The organism is Rhizobacter sp. P3_C12, assembly GCF_056402735.1.
This window is the reverse complement of record NZ_JBFUGW010000155.1, coordinates 1-15,244: the sequence shown is the minus strand read 5'-3', so window position 1 is coordinate 15,244 and position 15,244 is coordinate 1. Positions and strand designations below refer to the sequence as shown.

The window sequence follows — 15,244 nt, the reverse complement described above, 5'->3', positions numbered from 1 at the left end:
GGCTTGCTACCGGGCCCGTTCAGCTTGCCGCTCTGGTCCGCCTTGAGCCAGTTGTGCAGCGTCTGATCAGCCACGCCCAGCACCTTCGACACCACCGCCAGGCTCTGCCCACCCTTGACCATCCGCACCGCCTCAAGCTTGAATTCCAGCGTGTAGCGCGCTCTCTTTGCCTTCGTCACTTTCGTTCTCCTTGCCTGGATTGAACCACTCAGCAAGGGATACGGATTCCGCGGGCAAGGTCAGTTCGCTTGCTGAGCTGATAGGCAATGGCCGACCCATAGCGGTCGGCGGGGTATTTCGGCTCGCGGACCCAAGCAGACCTAAACGTAGATGCAAGGCCGCGAAACTCTCATGCTCAGGGCACGCGCGCGGCAGCGCGGTGGACGGCGGCCAGATCGGGCGCACCGCCCGGCGGGAACTGCTCGGCGCACTGCGCGAAGCGCTCGCCGGCGGCCGGCATGGCGACGGCAACGGGAGCGCCGCCAACCAGCTAGCCCAGCCGCTCCTTGATGGCGCCCAGGCATCCTGCGCGGCCTGGGCCGCCTCGACGGCCTGGGCTGCCGCCTCCCACCCGGGTGCTCGGCGGGCGCCGAGCGCTGGGCAAGCGCCGCCGCAGGAGGCAAGCGTGGCGACAAAGTGCCAAAGCGCAGGGGCGCGGAATCATCCACCACCCCGGGGACTCCCCCATTGCGACGCACCGCGCCGGCCGGGGAACGTCGGCCAATCCACGGCTGCTTCCCCAATTTGAAGGACGCCGCCGCGGGCTCCGCAGCGCTACGCTCGCGCGTCCAAGCAACGCGGCCTGCCGCCCGATGTGCGCGGCACCGGCGCCTTCGCCGCAGGCCCGCCCCGGTAAGCGCTTTTGCGGGGAAGGAGGCGTTCTCATGGTTGCTGAAACATCGAAGAGCGAGCCCGGCGCTGCGCCCGGGGGGCGCCGTACTCTCTGGCTGCTGCTGGTCGGATTTGCCGTCCTGGCCATCGGCCTTTACCTTTGGCTTCGACCGCGGCATCTGGAGATGCTCGAGCCGCCTGCGCGATCAGCGGGGGCCGCCATGCACATCGCACCAAGCAAGTCCGTAGTGGTGGCCGATCTGTCGGTGTCCTACGCGTTGCTTCAGCAGGCGCTGAACGCCAAGCTCCAGGAGATCGCCGGCACGGTGCGAGACCGCAAAGATCTCAAGTGCATCCGCTCGGACGTCCCGCGGTTTCGCGAGTGCATCACCGCGCTCTACAACGTCTCCTATGCGCCGGCCGGCACAGCGACCGTTGCCCGCGACGGCAGCCTTGTCCGGGTCACCGTTCCGATGAAGTTCAACGGCGGGGCCGGCTTCAATGGCGAGATCGCCAGACTCATCAGCGCCCGCGACAAGTCGTTCGACGGCGCTTTCGAGATTTCGGTCTCTGCCTCTCTGGACTTCGCCGACAACTTCTGCCCGCTCATCGTGCCGGGCCAGGTCGCCTTCAAGTGGTTGTCGCCTGCCCGGGTGGAGGTTGTCGGCGACTCCAGCTTTAGGATCGCTGGGGTTAGGTTCGGCGTCGGCCCCTACCACCTGGACGTTTCCGGCTTCCTGACCCCAGCCATCAAGGAGGCCCTGGAGAAAGCGCTGGCCAACTCGCGCACTGCCATTCCTTGCCAGCCGGTGCTTGCGGAACTGCAGAAGCTTTGGCGCACCCACGCCATCGCGCTGCCTGTGGACGATATGCTCGGCAGCAAGATGCACCTGAACGTCGAGCCCTTAGGCATGGGCACTACCGGCCTCTTGGCCGAACAAGAGCAGTTGCGGGCCATCGTCAGCTTGTCTACCAACGTCGCGGTAGCGCCCGAGCCGATCGCCGCCAAGGCGCTCCCGCTGCCCAAGCACGAGCGGCTTGCTCCGCAACCGGGCGTCCTTAACATCACCCTGCCTTTGACGGTCCCGTACCCTTCCTTTGTCGCCCTGCTGGCGCCGCTGAAGGGGCAAGCGCAGCAGGCGCAGACACCGGCCGGCCCTGTCACCGTCGTGCCTGCTGATTTCGAGATCTATCCGGCAGGCGACCGCTTGGCCATCGGCGTGCAGTTCAAGGCAGACCTGCCGAGCTCATCGGCCGATGTGCAAGGCAAGCTATGGCTGGTGGCGAAGCCCACCGTGGAGGGCAACGGCTCCCAGGTTTCGCTGACCGACGTCCAGGTCTTTCGCAGCCTCGACAACGCTGCCTGGAACGCGTTGACGGCAGCTTTCCGAAACGTCATCAACCGCCAGATCGAGCAGCATGCGAAGCTCGACCTGGCGGCGCAGGATGCAAAGCTCGTCGCCGAACTCCAGAAGGCTCTTGGCGACCCCGCCAAGACCGGTGGCGTGCGCCTCCAGGTCAAGGAGCCCAAGGTCCGCCTCGGAGCCGTTCACCTCGGCGAGCAAGCCTTGCTCGTCGAGGTGAAGACGAGTGCGCAATGGTCGGCCGAGTTGCAGCAGTTGAGCCCGGCCCCAGGCCGCTGACGATGAACCGGTTGGCTCGGATCGTGGCGCTGGCCTGCTGCGCCGCGCTTACCGCCTGCGACGCCCCGCCGATCGAGGACTGCGGCCCCAACGCCTCGCCCACCGGCAAGACGGAGAAGCACCCGCATCCTCGCAAGCCGCTCAGCTGCGGCCCAGGCGTGCAGCTGGCGAACTTCTGCGTCTACGACGGTAACGGTCGTTTGAAGGCCGTGGAGCAGGAGGTCTCCGGCGTGTGCTTGAWGTTCGGCACGCCGTAGGACGCCTTCATATGGTGCTCGTCGGCCGCGCCCAACGTCAGGTGCGCCGGCAATAGAAGAAGCCCCGCCTGTGCGAACGAAGGGCGGGGCTTCGTTATGGACTGCAAGCAGTCGTTTAGATCGGCGCCGGCGCCGCCAGCACCATGCGCAACTGGGCCCGGATGCTGCCCTACATCTTCTCCACGCGCTCGGCAGCGAAGTGAGGCTCGACGAAAGAGTTGAGCTTCTTGCGCAGCCCCGGGCACATGTCCACGTGCCAGGTCGGGCCAGCGGCCGCGGGCCCTTGTTCACCCCCTGGTAGTCCGCATAACCTAAGGCCGCTCGCTCATCGCCGTGCAGCAGCGCACCGGCCATGTTCAGGTCGTTGACGTTTGCTGGGGTGCAGGCGACCGTGTGGACCAGGCCCGAGGAGGCGTCCACGCCGATGTGCGCCTTAATGCAGGAGTGACGGCTTCTCGGCTGGTTCAGGACCACTTAGGGAAACGACAGCTTCTGGCCGATTGTTGCCGCTCGGCAGCAGCGCTTCGTAGTCGACAGCCGACTCCGCGCGTTCGCGATCCGGGTGATGGGGCGAGCACGAGCACGATGAGAGAAGGGCGCGGCGCGGCGTATTTCAACCCTGGGAGTGCGTTCGCACAGCTACGCATCGGCTACGTTCAAGCCCGCCCGCAAATGCCGTGCATCGGCAGAAATCAGAAGGCGCTCTTGATCACGCCGCCGTCCACACGAAGCGCTGCACCCGTAGTTGCTGACGCGAGAGGACTTGCCACGTAGGCGACGAGCGACGCGACCTCCTGGGGCGTTTCGAAGCGCTTGATGAGGGAGGTCGGCCRCACCTTGTCGAAGAACTCTGCTTCGACTTCGTCGAAGCTCTTGCCGCTGGCGCGCGCCAGATCCTGCACGAAGTCGCCAACCCCGCGTGACTTCGTCGGCCCGGGCAAGACGCTGTTGACCGTGATGCCCGTGCCGGATACCGACTCCGCCAACCCGCGGGAAACGGCGATCTGTGCAGTCTTGGTCATGCCGTAATGGATCATCTCGGCCGGAATCTGCACCGCGCTTTCACTGGAAATGAAAATGATGCGCCCCCAGTTGGCGAGCTTCATGCCTGGCAGCACGAGGCGTGCGAGCCGAATGCCACTCAAGACGTTGACGTCGAAGAACCGCATCCAGTCTTCATCGGGAATGTCCTCGAAGGCCTTGGGCTCGAAGATGCCGAGGTTGTTGACCAGGATCTCGATGCCAGGATGGCGGCGAACGACTTCGCTGGCCGCCTCGGCGCCGCTCAGATCTCCCGCAAAGCCTTCGACCGATCCGCCTGTCTCCGAGCGCAGGCGAGCGACGGTCTCATCAACGCTGGATTGTGTTCGCCCATTGACGACGACGCGCGCGCCTTCCTGGGCCAGCGTGCGCGCGATGGCGTAGCCAATGCCTGCGGTGCTGCCGCTGACCAGGGCCAGCTTGCCGTTGAGTTTCAGATCCATGTTGTTTCTCCTTGATGGGCGAGCTTGAGTGGTGGATACCGGCCGGGGGACCGGTGGTGGAAGAAGAGGATGCTCACCTCAGCTGGCGCTCGTCGGCGTGAAAGCAAGGCTCGTCCCCTCGCAGGTGGCGGTGAGCTGGATGGACGTCTCGAAGGCTGCACAGCGCCTGTTGCCAGCGGGGTCCTCCAGATCGGGGTGCGTGACCAGCCGATGCGTTCCCGCCGCCCACGGGCGCGACGGCGTGAAGCGCCAGGCGGCGTCGCCTTCGGCGAGGGATGTCGTGCCGTCCACACGACGCCCATGCCCGTCCAGTACCGCGATCAGCGCCTCGCCGACCGAGCTGATGGGCATTTGCATATCGACCACCAATGTGTCACGGCTGCTGCGACGCGGCAGCGCGAGCTTCCAGCCTTCGGGCCGCAGAGGACGCGAAGCGGCGGCAGTCACCTGCCAGGTTTTGACCACGGGTGGTTGGGCGGCATCAGTACCCACCAAGCGCAGGCTGACCGTCGAACCCTCTTGCAATGCCCGCCCGGCGTCCAGGTTCGGCCCCACCCCGCTTTTCACACGGCCGGGGTCCATCAACACGGTGATGCGTCGACCATCCGCGCTCGGCAAGGTCAGGTCGAGCAGCGCGTGCCGGACTTCCCGGCCGTTGGCGTCGAGCAGCTTCAAGCGCGCGATGTCGAAGGGCAGGCGCTGAGGTTGCTCAAAGCGCAGCTCGATCCTCAGCAGGTTCTCAGGAACCGTCGGGCCCGCCGGATGAATCTCGACCGAAGCAGCCCCGGCCACGGACACGCCCACCAGGGCCACCATCGAGACAAGATGGCGCGCCAACATCATGGCTTGGGCGGCGGCGGCGCCAGGTCGGCATAGCCCTCGTCGGTGCGCAGCATGCGGTGCACGTCGCGCCAGTTGTCGTTCGCCGGGTAGTTGAAGTCCGCGAAGTCGTACTCGTTGACGAAGTCGCTCAGGCGCAGGAACAGGCCTTTGCGCATCGACACCAGCTCCATCGCGCCGCTGGCCTCGTCGCGGCGAAGTGCTGCGAAGAAGCTGGCATCCTGGTTGTCGATGTGCGCCACGCGCATCGGCACGTAGGTGGCCTTGAGCCCCAGGGTCGGTTCGGCAGGCCACTTGATCGGCGTGGACAAGCCGGGCTTCGTCGACGCTTCGGCGATGTCCGCGACCGACATCAGGTCGGCGGACTTGTGCGAGTGCGTCAGCAGCACCATCGGCCCTTGGCCGGCGTCGAACATCACCATGCCGGCCGGTGCGCTGCCCCAGCCGAACTCCGCGACCGTCTTGGCGGCGATGTGGGCGCCGTCCTTCAGGTCCTTCAACGGGATCGTCACCAGCGGGGAACAGGTGAACGCTGCGATCAGCGTCGGCTCGCCATTGAGGCTGGTGATCACCATCTTGCGTATGGGTGCGCGGGTTTCCAACTGATTGTGTACCGGGTGGTACATCTCCACGCTGCTGACGGCGGCGTTGCCCCTGAACGGGAAGTCGAAGATCCGCAGCGTCGACGCGAAGCTCGCATTGGACAGCCCGGCGACGTAAAGCTTGCCCTCGTGGAACTTCATGTCGGTCACGGTGAAGCTCGCCGCTGGCGTGTCGCGCCACAGGCGCTTGTCGGCGGCGGGCAGGTTGCCGATGGCAACCGATTCGCGCCTGCGTTGGTCCAGGTTGACGATGCGCACCTTGCCGGCGGCGTCCACTGACACCAGCACGGGTGCCGGCATTGCGCTCGCAGTCTTGCCGTCCACCGACAGCGAGATGTAGGCGACTTCGCTGCCGGGCCGCACCGCCATGTCCTCGAAGCGCAGGCTCTCAGGACGGGTGTGAAGCGTGCGCGCGATGGCGCCGGACACGTCCTTCACGTTGAATGGCACCGGAGCGCCGGGTGCGACGGGCGGCAACGTGATGGCGTGCAACTGGCCGCCACGCCAGTCCGCAACGACCACCGTGTTCGCATCGACGAACGCAATCTTGCCGGCGGACAGCACCGGTGCGCCGATGGCGTGGGACGCGTGCAGGGCCAGCGTCAGTACCGCCAGGCGCAGCGCCTGGACGGCCCGGGCTTTCCTGGTCGACGCGCCGGGCTGCGGAGATTGGGGCTGTGGATTCATGAAGGGTGCTCCTCAAAGGGTGGAGGCACTTTCCGGCAGATCCGACGGTGCGCCCAGTCTCGACCGGGCGAGGCGCACCTCTCTCCTTCGGGTCATGCCCGGTGGGGACTACAGCCGACCGCCGGAAGCTGCGCCAGGAAGGCTCCCGGACCGGACGCCGCCCTGTTCTGCGGCGCGCTCGCGCCATACGCTGAAGCCCGCCACGGCCAAGCCACCCAGCGTCAGCACGGCTGCCACCCACGGGAGGCTGGCCAGGCCGGGGCCGTGTTCGATCACCACGCCGCCCAACCAGGCGCCCAGCGCGTTGCCGAGGTTGAAGGCCGCGATGTTCAGGCTGGAGGCCATGCTCTGTCCGGCGCCCTGCGCCTGGTTCAGCACGCGAAGCTGCAGCGGGGCGACCGTGGCGAACGCGCCTGCGCCCAGCAGCCCGACGAACAGGACGGCGGCCACGCGGTTGCCCATGGCGAAGCCCATCAGCACCAGCACGATGGCCAAGGCCGCCAGCGAGCCCAGCAGCATGCGCACCGGCGCGCGGTCGGTCAGGCGGCCGCCGACGACGTTGCCCAGGATCATCCCGACGCCGAACATCAGCAGGATCACCGACACGCCGGCCTCGGCAAATCCCGTGACCTGGGTCAGCAGCGGCTGGATGTACGTGAAGACGGCGAACACGCCGGCGAAGCCGAAGACCGTGGCGGCGAGGCCCAGCAGCACGTGCACCCGTCCCAGCACCTTCAGCTCCTCCTTCAACGAGACGCCGCTGCCACACCCGGCTTCGCGCGCCGAAACGAACAGCGCGATGACCGTCATCGCGACGAGGCCGATCACGCACACCGCCCAGAACGTCGATCGCCATCCGAAATGCAGGCCCAGCCAGGAACCCACGGGCACGCCCAGCAACGTCGCGACCGTCAACCCGGTGAACATCGTGGACAACGCCGCGGCCTTGCGGTCCGGCGACACCACGCTCGTGGCGACCACGGCGCCCACGCCAAAGAATGTGCCGTGCGCCAGCGACGTGACGACCCGCGCGACCATCAGGACCGCGTAGTTGGGCGCCAACGCGCAGGCCAGATTGCCCAGCGTGAAGATGACCATCAGCGCCAGCAGCGCCGTCTTGCGCGGCACTTTGCTCAGCGATGCCGTCAGCAGCGGTGCGCCAACGAAAACGCCCAGGGCGTAGCCGGAAATCAGCAGGCCGGCGGTGGGCACGGTGACCTGCAGGTCTGCGGCGAGCTGCAGCAGCAAGCCCATGATGACGAATTCGGTGGTGCCGATCCCGAACGCGCCAATCGTCAGCGCGTAGATGGCCATCGAGGAACGCTTGCCATCCCGGGCGGGAATGCTCGCGTTCGGCGTCTGTGTGTTGTTCATGCGGCCTTCTCGAAAAGAGTGGCTGGGACGCATGGACGCGTCCCGGGGTTGACGAGGCCATCAGCGAGCGGTGTCGCCGTTGATCGAACGCGCGGCGGCGTCGATCAGCGCGGCGACTTCGCGCGGGTGGGACACCATCAGCGCGTGCGAACCGCCTTTCACCACGACGGTCTTCCTGGCCTGTGCCCGTTCGGCCATGAAGCCCATCGCCTGCGGCGGGATGTTCAGGTCGCCCGTGCCGTAGATGGACCAGCTTGGGACGGCCTTCCAGGCCGGGGCGGGAGCAGCCTCCGACAGCGCGGCCGCCTTGATCGGGCGCTGTGTGGCGGCCATGGCCTGGGCCTGGGCCAGCGGCACGTCGGCCGCGAACTGGTGCGGGAACTTGTCCTGCTGGACGTAGAGGTCCTCTCCACCATCGTCGAGCTTGACCGGTGCAGCCAGCGCAGGCGGCAGCGTAGAGCCGGGGAACCTGCCCGTCAGGTCAAGGGCGCTTTCGCCTCGGTCCGGTGCAAACGCGGCAACGAACACGAGCGCCTTCACATTGGGCAGGCCGTTGGCCGCAGCAGAGATGACGGCGCCGCCATAGGAGTGGCCGACCAGGATGACCGGGCCGACGACGGAGCGGGTCAGCGAGGCGACATAGGCACCGTCGCTGGCCACGCCTCGCAGCGGGTTCGCGGCAGCGATGACGGGGTAGCCCTGTTTGGCCAATTCGGCAACGACGCCGTTCCAGCTCGACGAGCCGGCGAAGGCGCCGTGAACCAGCACGATGGTCGGCTTGAGAGCAGCGGCTGGCGCGGGCGCGACCGCGAAGACCATGGCACCAGCGGCGATGGAGAGCTTGATGAGGTTCAGCATGGAACGTTCTTTCATGAAGGTGCCGACGAGCGGCGGCGTTGGAGGAAACTTCAAAGTCAGGCCGAGGCGATGAAACGGTCGAGCCGAGCGGCGTCGAGCACGGCCGACAGGCCGGTGCGCAACCGGGCAATGGGCGTTTCGTCGTCGAGCGCGGCGTTGCAGCAGGCAAACCAGGCCAGGATCTCCGCGGCGTCCATGGCGCCCGCCAGTTCCTCGGCGACGACCGAGACGTCCGCACGCGGCGTGCAGCCATCGGCATGCAGCTGGAAGGCCGGCAGCCACCGTTGCGAGCCCTGCGTGATGCTGCGTAGGCGGTCGCCGCCCAGCAGGTCATCCAGTTCCTGCGGCTGCCATCCCTGCTGCCGCCAGCGCTCGCGCAGCCGCGCCTCCGGGATGAACCCGCCTTCCGGGGCGAGCCGTTGCGTCATCAGGCCGAAGAAGTCATCACCCGATGTCTGCGTGGCAGTGGGGCGGCGGGGGCAGTGGGTGGCGTCGAAGCACATGGCCTGGGTCCTGGTCGGTGGTGTTCCTGAAGGCTAGGCACATCCAGCGCAACGCGCCCCTCCCACATGGCAGCGCCGGCCTCTTCCATTCGGAGGGTGTCGACCGCCCGAACCGTCCCACATTCGGCAACGATCCCGTGCTCGGTAGCGATCCCTGCGCGCGGCAGTTACGATTCGGACTGGTGTCTTGCGGCCTTGATGTCACGCGCTTCCATGGTTATGACTTCGGAAAGTCAGGTCTACGTTTTCGACGGCTTCACGCTGGATGTGGGCCGTCGCTCGTTGTCGCGGGATGACCAGGACGTGGTGCTCGGCAGTCGGGCGCTGGACCTGCTCATCGCGCTCGTGGAGCAGGCCGGTGAAGTGCTGAGCCGTGACCACCTGGTCTCGCGCGTCTGGCCGCGCACCTTCGTCGAGGAATCCAGCCTGCGCGTGCACGTTGCCGCGCTGCGGAAGGCGCTGGATGACAGCGCTGCCGGGCGTCGCTACATCGCCAATGTGCCTGGCCGCGGCTACAGCTTTGTCGGCCAGGTCGGCCGCCAGCGCCGTGGCTCGGCTGCGTCGCCGGCCGAGGTCGAGCGGTCCGTGCTGCCGCCGTTGGCGGGGCGCGAATCGACGCTGGCCACGTTGGCCACGATGCTGCAACGCTGTCCGGTGGTGAGCATCGTTGGCCCCGCTGGCATGGGCAAGACCAGCACGGCCCAGCATGCATTGGCACTCAACGCACCGGGCTTCTCCGGTGGTGCGAACTGGGTCGGCCTCTCCCAGGTGCGCAGGGGCGGTGTCGTCGCACACGTGTCCGGCGCGCTGGACCGGCCCGGCGCAGACCTGCCCAGGCTCGTTGCGACCCTGCGCGATACCGACATGCTGCTCGTGCTGGACAACTGCGAGCACGTGCTGGAGGAAGCCGCTACGCTGGCCGAAGCCATCGCGGCCCAAGCGCCGCGGTTGCGGCTCATCTGCACCAGCCACGAGCCGCTGAACGTGGCGGGCGAGCACGTGCTGCGGCTGGAGCCGCTGGCCGCTACGCCGGACAAGGTGCGGACCCTGGCCGAAGCGCTGCAGTCGCCCGCAGTCGCCCTGTTCGTCGAACGCGCCCGGGCGGCGTCCGACAACACGGTGTTCGATGACACCGACGTGCCGGACCTGCGCGAGCTGTGCCGCCAGCTCGACGGCATGCCACTCGCCTTGGAACTCGCCGCTTGGCGGATGCCCGCCGTGGGCCTGAAAGGGCTGCTCGCACGACCCGACGACTGGCTGCTGCTGTTGACCCGCGGGCGCCGCGGTGCCCAGCTGCGGCACCAATCGTTGCGGGCCGCCATCGACTGGAGCTATGGCTTGCTCGACGACCTGGAGCGACGCGTGCTGCGCAGTCTCGCGGTCTTCGACGCACCGTTCTCGCTGACCAGCGCGGTGGCCGTGGTGGAGCGGTCGCCAGGTGGGGCCAGCATCGAGGATGCCGTGCTGCGGCTGGTGGACAAGTCGCTGCTGCAACCCTGCCCGCAGGGCTGCGAGCTGGACGACGGTACCTGCTACCGGCTGCTGAACACGACGCGCCTGTACGCGATGGAGCGATTGGCAGAGCTGCCGGACGACGGCGGCGTCCGCGCGCGACATGCGCTGGAGCTGCAGCGTCTCGCCAGCCGCCCTTCGGCAAGGGTTGCGGCCGCGATGTGAATCGTCGTGAATCCACGGCGAGGCACGATCCAGCCGCTGGGCAATCGCTTAAGGTCCGGCGCTTCACACGACAGGAAAGAAAACCTTGGCTGCTGCTCATGACGCGACCGACATCGGCTCCAGACTGGATCGCTTGCCGTTGACGTGGTTGCACGGCTGGCTGGTGCTGGTGTGCACGCTCGCCACGACGGTGACGATCAGCGAGATGTCGCTCAGTGGCGCCTTGTCGGCCATCTTCTCCAGCGGCACGAACAAGGCGTCGTCCGGCGAGCTGTCGGCACTGCTGTCCTCCGTCTACGTGGGCGCCGTCATGGGTGCACCGCTGTTCGGCTGGCTGGCCGACCGCATCGGGCGCCGGGGCGTGCTGATCGGTGTGCTGCTCTGGATCGCCGTCACGTCGTTGGCGGCCGGTTTCACACGCGACATCCTGCAACTGACCGTCTGCCGCGGCCTGGCCGGCCTGGCGCTTGGCGTGCTGCCGCCGCTCGTCGTCTCGCTGCTGGCCGACGTGCTGCCCCCCAAGCAGCGCGGCGTGATGACGTTCTGGTGCATCGGGCTGTCGACCGTGGGGCCTTTCTGCACTCTGATGTTCCTGCGGGCCATGGCCACCTCCACCTGGCATGGCGGGGAATCCTGGCGGCTGACCTTCGGGGTGCTGGCCATGCTGTGCGTGCTGACCGCCGGCGCCGGCGCGCTGCTGCCGGAGTCACCGCGTTTTCTCGCCGTGCGTGGCCGCATGGCTGACGCCGTGCAGGCCCTGGGTCGCTTCGAGCGCTCGCGCGTACTGCCGTGGCAGGGCACGACGCGGCACGCGCCAGCAGCAGCGGCGGGCTTGCAGCAGGAACGGCCCAAGCACCTGGTGTATGCGCTGTTCGCGCTGAGCCCGTGGGCCACGTCCTCGTTTCCCATCCTGTCGGGCGCGGTTCTGACGCAGCGCGGCTTCGCGCTGAACGATGCGCTGATGGTGGTGAGTCTGTCCATGGTCGGCCCCATGGCGGGCAACTTCGTCAGCTCCATGAGCCTGGACCGCATCGACCGGCGACACGGCCTGGCCGCCTGTTCGGTGGTGCTGGCGCTGTCGGGGGCGATGTTCGTCTCGTCCAATGTCTCATGGCAGGTGCTGACCGCGGCCGCGGTGTTCGGCATGGCGACGTCCATCTACCTGTCGACGCTGAACCTGTACGCCGCGGAACTCTTTCCGACCGAAGGCCGGAGCCGGCGCCTGGCGAGCGCGTGGGCGCTGAACCGCATCGGCGCTGCGCTTGCGCCGCTGCTGCTGGTGCCGCTGTTGCGCAACCAGGGCGCCGAGGCGATGTTTGCCGTCGTCGCGTGCACCATCGTGGCGGCGTTGGGCCTCACCTACCTCTCGCCGCGCGGCCGGCAGCGGCAGGCGGTGACTTAGCCGCCCATCAGCTCGCGAGCCAGTCTCAGGTCGCGCGTCGCGAAGCCTTCGTTGAACCTGGCGTAGACCGACTGCAGCAACGCAAGGCCTCCCGCGGCATGGCCCCAACGCCGGGCCAGCCGCGCCGCGCTGATGGCGGCGCGCAGCTCCCACCCCAGCGCGCCTTGGGCGCGTGCGAGGGCCAGCGCGTGTTCCAGCAATCCGGTGGCAATGGCTTGAGCGTCCGGCCCGTCGGCCGCAGCCGTGTGCTCGGCGCGCAGGCGGATGATCTCCGGCGCACACCATCCCACGGCGCCGGCCTGCGCACGCGCGAAAGTGTCGGTGCACAGGCCCGCCTGCTCGAACGTGCCGAGATGGTCGCGGTACTTGGTCTGCTCGCCGTTTGGCAGTGTCTTCAGCGCTTCGGCATGGGCCGGATCCGAGGCGCTGCCGGCATCCAGCACCACCTCGATCAGGCGTCCCCAGGCCTGGTAGTACGGAAACTCGTACCGGTCGGCCTGTTGCACCAGGCGCGCGGCCCAGCCGACACAGGCCCGCGGGCGACCGCACCACAACGCGATGGGAATGGCGGCGAAGGCCAGGCCCTGGCAGATGGACGGTGGTGCATCCTGCTCGGCAAACGACAGGCACTCCTCGACCATTCGCCAGGCCTGGTCGGGGCGACCTTCGATCCAGTGGATGCGGGCCAGCACGATGCGCATCGACACCTCCACGCTGACGGGCGACGGGGTGTAGATCAGCGGGATCCGCCGGTCGGCCTGCTCCAGCACGCCTGCGGCGAGCGTCCGCGCGGCGGCGTGATGGCCGAGGAAGTGCAGCGACTGCGACCGCGTGCGCCGGCCGGTCAGGTCGATCACCCAGTCGGCGCGATCCAGTTGCTGGATGTCGCGCGTGCGGGTCAGCGATTCCCAGTAGTTGCCATGCTGGAAGCTGTGGGCCCACAGCGCCACCAGCGCCCCCAGTTGCGCGGCCGCCGAGCCGGGGACTGCGCTGATCTTCAAGGCTTTGGCGAGCGTGGCAATGTGGTGCGGTTCGTCTGTGATGACCCGCAGTTGGCCGAAGGCCGGAAAGGTGTGCATCCGCACGGCCAGTTCGGGCCGCGGCGGATCGAGCCGATTCACCTCGCTCAAGGCGCGGCGCGCGAAGTCGTCGAAGCCGGCGAAGAGGCCGGTCTGTTCGGCCAGCTGGAGCACGGCCACCGTCAACTCGGTGCCGAGCAGCGAGTCGCCCGCGTCCGAGAATGCCCAAGCCAACGCATGGCGCACGTCCTCGATCCACACGCCGTGCGCGCGGCGCCACTCGACCTTGCCCATCGAGTTCCACTGCTGCTCGGCCGCCTCGAGCAATTGCATCAGCGCGTGCGCGTGCCGCGTGCGCGCGCTCCGGTACTCCGACGTGACGGCGCGCTCCAGTTGTCCGCTCGCGTAGGCTCGTGTCATGTCGGGCATGCGGTACAGCAGGGTGTCACCCACCTGCAGCGTCATCAGCAGGGACTTGTCGGCAAGGTTCAGCACGGAGTCCAGTGCCTCGGCCCGTGGCCCGCCGGCGACGGCGACGGCGGTGTCCAGCTCGAAGCTGCCGCGCAGGCACGCCAGCGCACGGAAGGCCCGCTGTTCATCGCCCTGCAGCAGGCGGTAGCTCCAGTCGAGCACGGCCTCCAGCGAACTGTGCCGGTCGGCCTGGTCGTCGGAGCTGAGGCTCAGCAGTTCGGGCCCGAGCTGCGCGGCGATGTGGGCCAAGCCCAGCCGGCAGGCATGCGAGGCCACCAGCGTGATGCCGAGCGGGCTGCCGTCGAGCCGCCCGCAGATGGCTGTGGCGTGCTCGATGTTGTCGGACGTCGGCGCGAATGCGGCGTCGCGCGACTGCGCCACGTGGAAGAACAGCTGCACCGCGGGATAGGTCATGGCGAGCCACAGCGGCAGCGCCGCCGCACCGGGCGGGGATGCCAACGGCGCGAGCCGGTGCACCCACTCGCCCTTGGCACGCAGCGGCTCGCGGCTCGTCACCAGGATCAGGATCCCGGGCACCGAGGCCGACAAGTCTTCCGCCATGCTGGCGGCGGCGTCGATGACCGTCTCGCAGCTGTCCAGCACCAGCAGCATGTGCCGGCCGGCCAGCCGTTGCCTGAGGTCTTCACGCGACACGCCGTGCAAGCCCTCCATGCCCAGCGCCAGGCCCAGCTCGGCTTCCAGCACCTCGCCGGCGCTGAGCCGTGCCAGGTCCAGGAAGCAGATGCCGCCCGCGAGCGTCGCCGACAGCCGCCGGGCCACCGCCACGGCGAGCGTCGTCTTGCCGAGCCCGCCCGGCCCCACCACGGACACCAACCGCCGCTCGGTCAGCGTGTTCGCCAGCTTGCCGGTCACTTCATCGCGCCCGACGAAATGTCGAGGCAGATCGGGCAGCGAGACCTGGGCCGGCGCGTGCGGCCGGGCCCCGCTGGTCGGCGCGGCATTGGCGTGTGAATCCGGTTCGTGGAAGTGCTTGTTCATGTGACGCTCTGCAGCAGCGTGCGCGCGGCCACCAGCTCCGGGACGGCGCTGCCATCGTCGATGGACGCAAGCAGAGAACGCAGCGTCGCCAGGGCGCCAGGCAGGGCGCTGTTGTCCGTGGCCATGGTGGCCATGCTCAGCGCGATCCGCAGCATCCAGAATTTCGCGCGCTGTTTCTCGGCCAGCTGCAGGGCCTGTTGCAACCGCGCCGCGGCAGTAGCCGGCGCGCCGCGATGTTCGTCGAGCGCCACCAGGCGCATCACCTCAGGCGCACACCAGCCCACAGCGCCCTGGTCGACCCGTGCCTGCGTCGCCGCCGGAGGGCGCGATGCCCGGATCGTTGCCACCATGTCGCCCAGCGGCGGGCAGCCGGCCATGGCCGCATCCACCGCGCTGCCAGGCGGGATCGCTTCACCCGCCAATGCGCGCCTGAATGCCTGGGCATATGCCAGCCAGTAAGCCAGGCCTTCGCGCTCCGACAGGCCCCGCAACTCCTGGATCCACTGGTTTGCCAACGCTGCATCGCCCCGCCAGATCGCCATGGGCACGGCGGCCATGCCCAGCACCTGGCAGCGCGCGAAGACGTGCGCCGTGCGC

At 68.2% G+C, this 15,244-nt stretch carries 14 protein-coding genes and 1 pseudogene; 4 read left to right on the top strand and 11 right to left on the bottom strand.

The window, feature by feature from the left end:
* Window positions 1-179, bottom strand: a 179-nt coding sequence (locus AC1DXV_RS21565; RefSeq protein WP_477935467.1) for a transposase, incomplete at its 3' end; no start/stop codon positions are given.
* A 705-nt stretch (window positions 180-884) separates the two neighbouring features.
* On the opposite strand from AC1DXV_RS21565, the gene AC1DXV_RS21560 reads away from it, so the two are divergent.
* Entirely contained in the window at window positions 885-2,474 is a 1,590-nt protein-coding gene (locus tag AC1DXV_RS21560) for a DUF4403 family protein (RefSeq protein ID WP_477865928.1), read from the top strand.
* A 2-nt stretch (window positions 2,475-2,476) separates the two neighbouring features.
* Entirely contained in the window at window positions 2,477-2,731 is a 255-nt protein-coding gene (locus AC1DXV_RS21555) for a hypothetical protein (protein ID WP_477935465.1), read from the top strand.
* A gap of 172 nt (window positions 2,732-2,903) precedes the next feature.
* Here the strand turns inward: AC1DXV_RS21555 and AC1DXV_RS21550 are convergent.
* The 7 genes and pseudogenes from AC1DXV_RS21550 to AC1DXV_RS21520 form a co-directional block, all read right to left on the bottom strand.
* A pseudogene (locus AC1DXV_RS21550) lies at window positions 2,904-3,169 on the bottom strand (transposase); the annotation flags it as partial.
* Between the two features lie 254 nt (window positions 3,170-3,423).
* Window positions 3,424-4,215 carry an SDR family NAD(P)-dependent oxidoreductase gene (locus AC1DXV_RS21545; RefSeq protein ID WP_477935463.1) on the bottom strand — a complete coding sequence of 264 codons (792 nt, stop codon included), beginning with the start codon at window positions 4,213-4,215 and terminating at the stop codon, window positions 3,424-3,426.
* 78 nt (window positions 4,216-4,293) lie between these two features.
* A complete protein-coding gene (locus tag AC1DXV_RS21540; protein ID WP_477865931.1) occupies window positions 4,294-5,058 on the bottom strand; it encodes an Ig-like domain-containing protein in 765 nt (254 codons plus the stop codon).
* Window positions 5,055-6,344 carry a hypothetical protein gene (locus tag AC1DXV_RS21535; protein WP_477865932.1) on the bottom strand — a complete coding sequence of 430 codons (1,290 nt, stop codon included), beginning with the start codon at window positions 6,342-6,344 and terminating at the stop codon, window positions 5,055-5,057. The genes AC1DXV_RS21540 and AC1DXV_RS21535 overlap by 4 nt, the downstream gene beginning before the upstream one ends.
* 108 nt (window positions 6,345-6,452) lie before the next feature.
* Complete coding sequence (locus AC1DXV_RS21530; protein WP_477865933.1) at window positions 6,453-7,718, bottom strand: MFS transporter; 1,266 nt, start codon at window positions 7,716-7,718, stop codon at window positions 6,453-6,455.
* A 60-nt stretch (window positions 7,719-7,778) separates the two neighbouring features.
* Window positions 7,779-8,576: an alpha/beta fold hydrolase gene (locus AC1DXV_RS21525; protein ID WP_477865934.1), complete on the bottom strand. Its 798-nt coding sequence runs from the start codon at window positions 8,574-8,576 to the stop codon at window positions 7,779-7,781.
* A gap of 56 nt (window positions 8,577-8,632) precedes the next feature.
* Window positions 8,633-9,079 (bottom strand): hypothetical protein, encoded by a 447-nt coding sequence (locus AC1DXV_RS21520; protein WP_477865935.1) that lies wholly within the window; start codon window positions 9,077-9,079, stop codon window positions 8,633-8,635.
* A 198-nt stretch (window positions 9,080-9,277) separates the two neighbouring features.
* Here AC1DXV_RS21520 and AC1DXV_RS21515 point away from each other — a divergent pair, with 198 nt between their 5' ends.
* Window positions 9,278-10,756: an ATP-binding protein gene (locus tag AC1DXV_RS21515; RefSeq protein ID WP_477935461.1), complete on the top strand. Its 1,479-nt coding sequence runs from the start codon at window positions 9,278-9,280 to the stop codon at window positions 10,754-10,756.
* 96 nt (window positions 10,757-10,852) lie between these two features.
* Here the strand turns inward: AC1DXV_RS21515 and AC1DXV_RS21510 are convergent, their stop codons facing one another.
* Window positions 10,853-11,011, bottom strand: coding sequence for a hypothetical protein (locus tag AC1DXV_RS21510; RefSeq protein WP_477935459.1), 159 nt, complete (start codon window positions 11,009-11,011; stop codon window positions 10,853-10,855).
* Here AC1DXV_RS21510 and AC1DXV_RS21505 point away from each other — a divergent pair.
* A complete protein-coding gene (locus AC1DXV_RS21505) occupies window positions 10,980-12,158 on the top strand; it encodes an MFS transporter (RefSeq protein WP_477864261.1) in 1,179 nt (392 codons plus the stop codon). The two genes, AC1DXV_RS21510 and AC1DXV_RS21505, sit on opposite strands and share 32 nt — an antisense overlap.
* Here AC1DXV_RS21505 and AC1DXV_RS21500 read toward each other — a convergent pair.
* Window positions 12,155-14,647, bottom strand: a complete 2,493-nt coding sequence (locus AC1DXV_RS21500; protein ID WP_477935457.1) for an ATP-binding protein — start codon at window positions 14,645-14,647, stop codon at window positions 12,155-12,157. The two genes, AC1DXV_RS21505 and AC1DXV_RS21500, sit on opposite strands and share 4 nt — an antisense overlap.
* Window positions 14,644-15,244 (bottom strand): hypothetical protein (locus AC1DXV_RS21495; RefSeq protein ID WP_477935455.1); only part of this gene is annotated, 601 nt, incomplete at its 5' end. The genes AC1DXV_RS21495 and AC1DXV_RS21500, both read right to left, overlap by 4 nt.

Excerpts from the sequence above, each read along its gene's own strand:
- AC1DXV_RS21530 (WP_477865933.1), bottom strand. The coding sequence starts at position 7,718 with ATGAACAACACACAGACGCCGAACGCGAGCATTCCCGCCCGGGATGGC.
- AC1DXV_RS21535 (WP_477865932.1), bottom strand. The coding sequence starts at position 6,344 with ATGAATCCACAGCCCCAATCTCCGCAGCCCGGCGCGTCGACCAGGAAA.
- AC1DXV_RS21540 (WP_477865931.1), bottom strand. The coding sequence starts at position 5,058 with ATGATGTTGGCGCGCCATCTTGTCTCGATGGTGGCCCTGGTGGGCGTG.
- AC1DXV_RS21515 (WP_477935461.1), top strand. The coding sequence starts at position 9,278 with ATGTCACGCGCTTCCATGGTTATGACTTCGGAAAGTCAGGTCTACGTT.
- AC1DXV_RS21525 (WP_477865934.1), bottom strand. The coding sequence starts at position 8,576 with ATGCTGAACCTCATCAAGCTCTCCATCGCCGCTGGTGCCATGGTCTTC.
- AC1DXV_RS21500 (WP_477935457.1), bottom strand. The coding sequence starts at position 14,647 with ATGAACAAGCACTTCCACGAACCGGATTCACACGCCAATGCCGCGCCG.
- AC1DXV_RS21560 (WP_477865928.1), top strand. The coding sequence starts at position 885 with ATGGTTGCTGAAACATCGAAGAGCGAGCCCGGCGCTGCGCCCGGGGGG.
- AC1DXV_RS21520 (WP_477865935.1), bottom strand. The coding sequence starts at position 9,079 with ATGTGCTTCGACGCCACCCACTGCCCCCGCCGCCCCACTGCCACGCAG.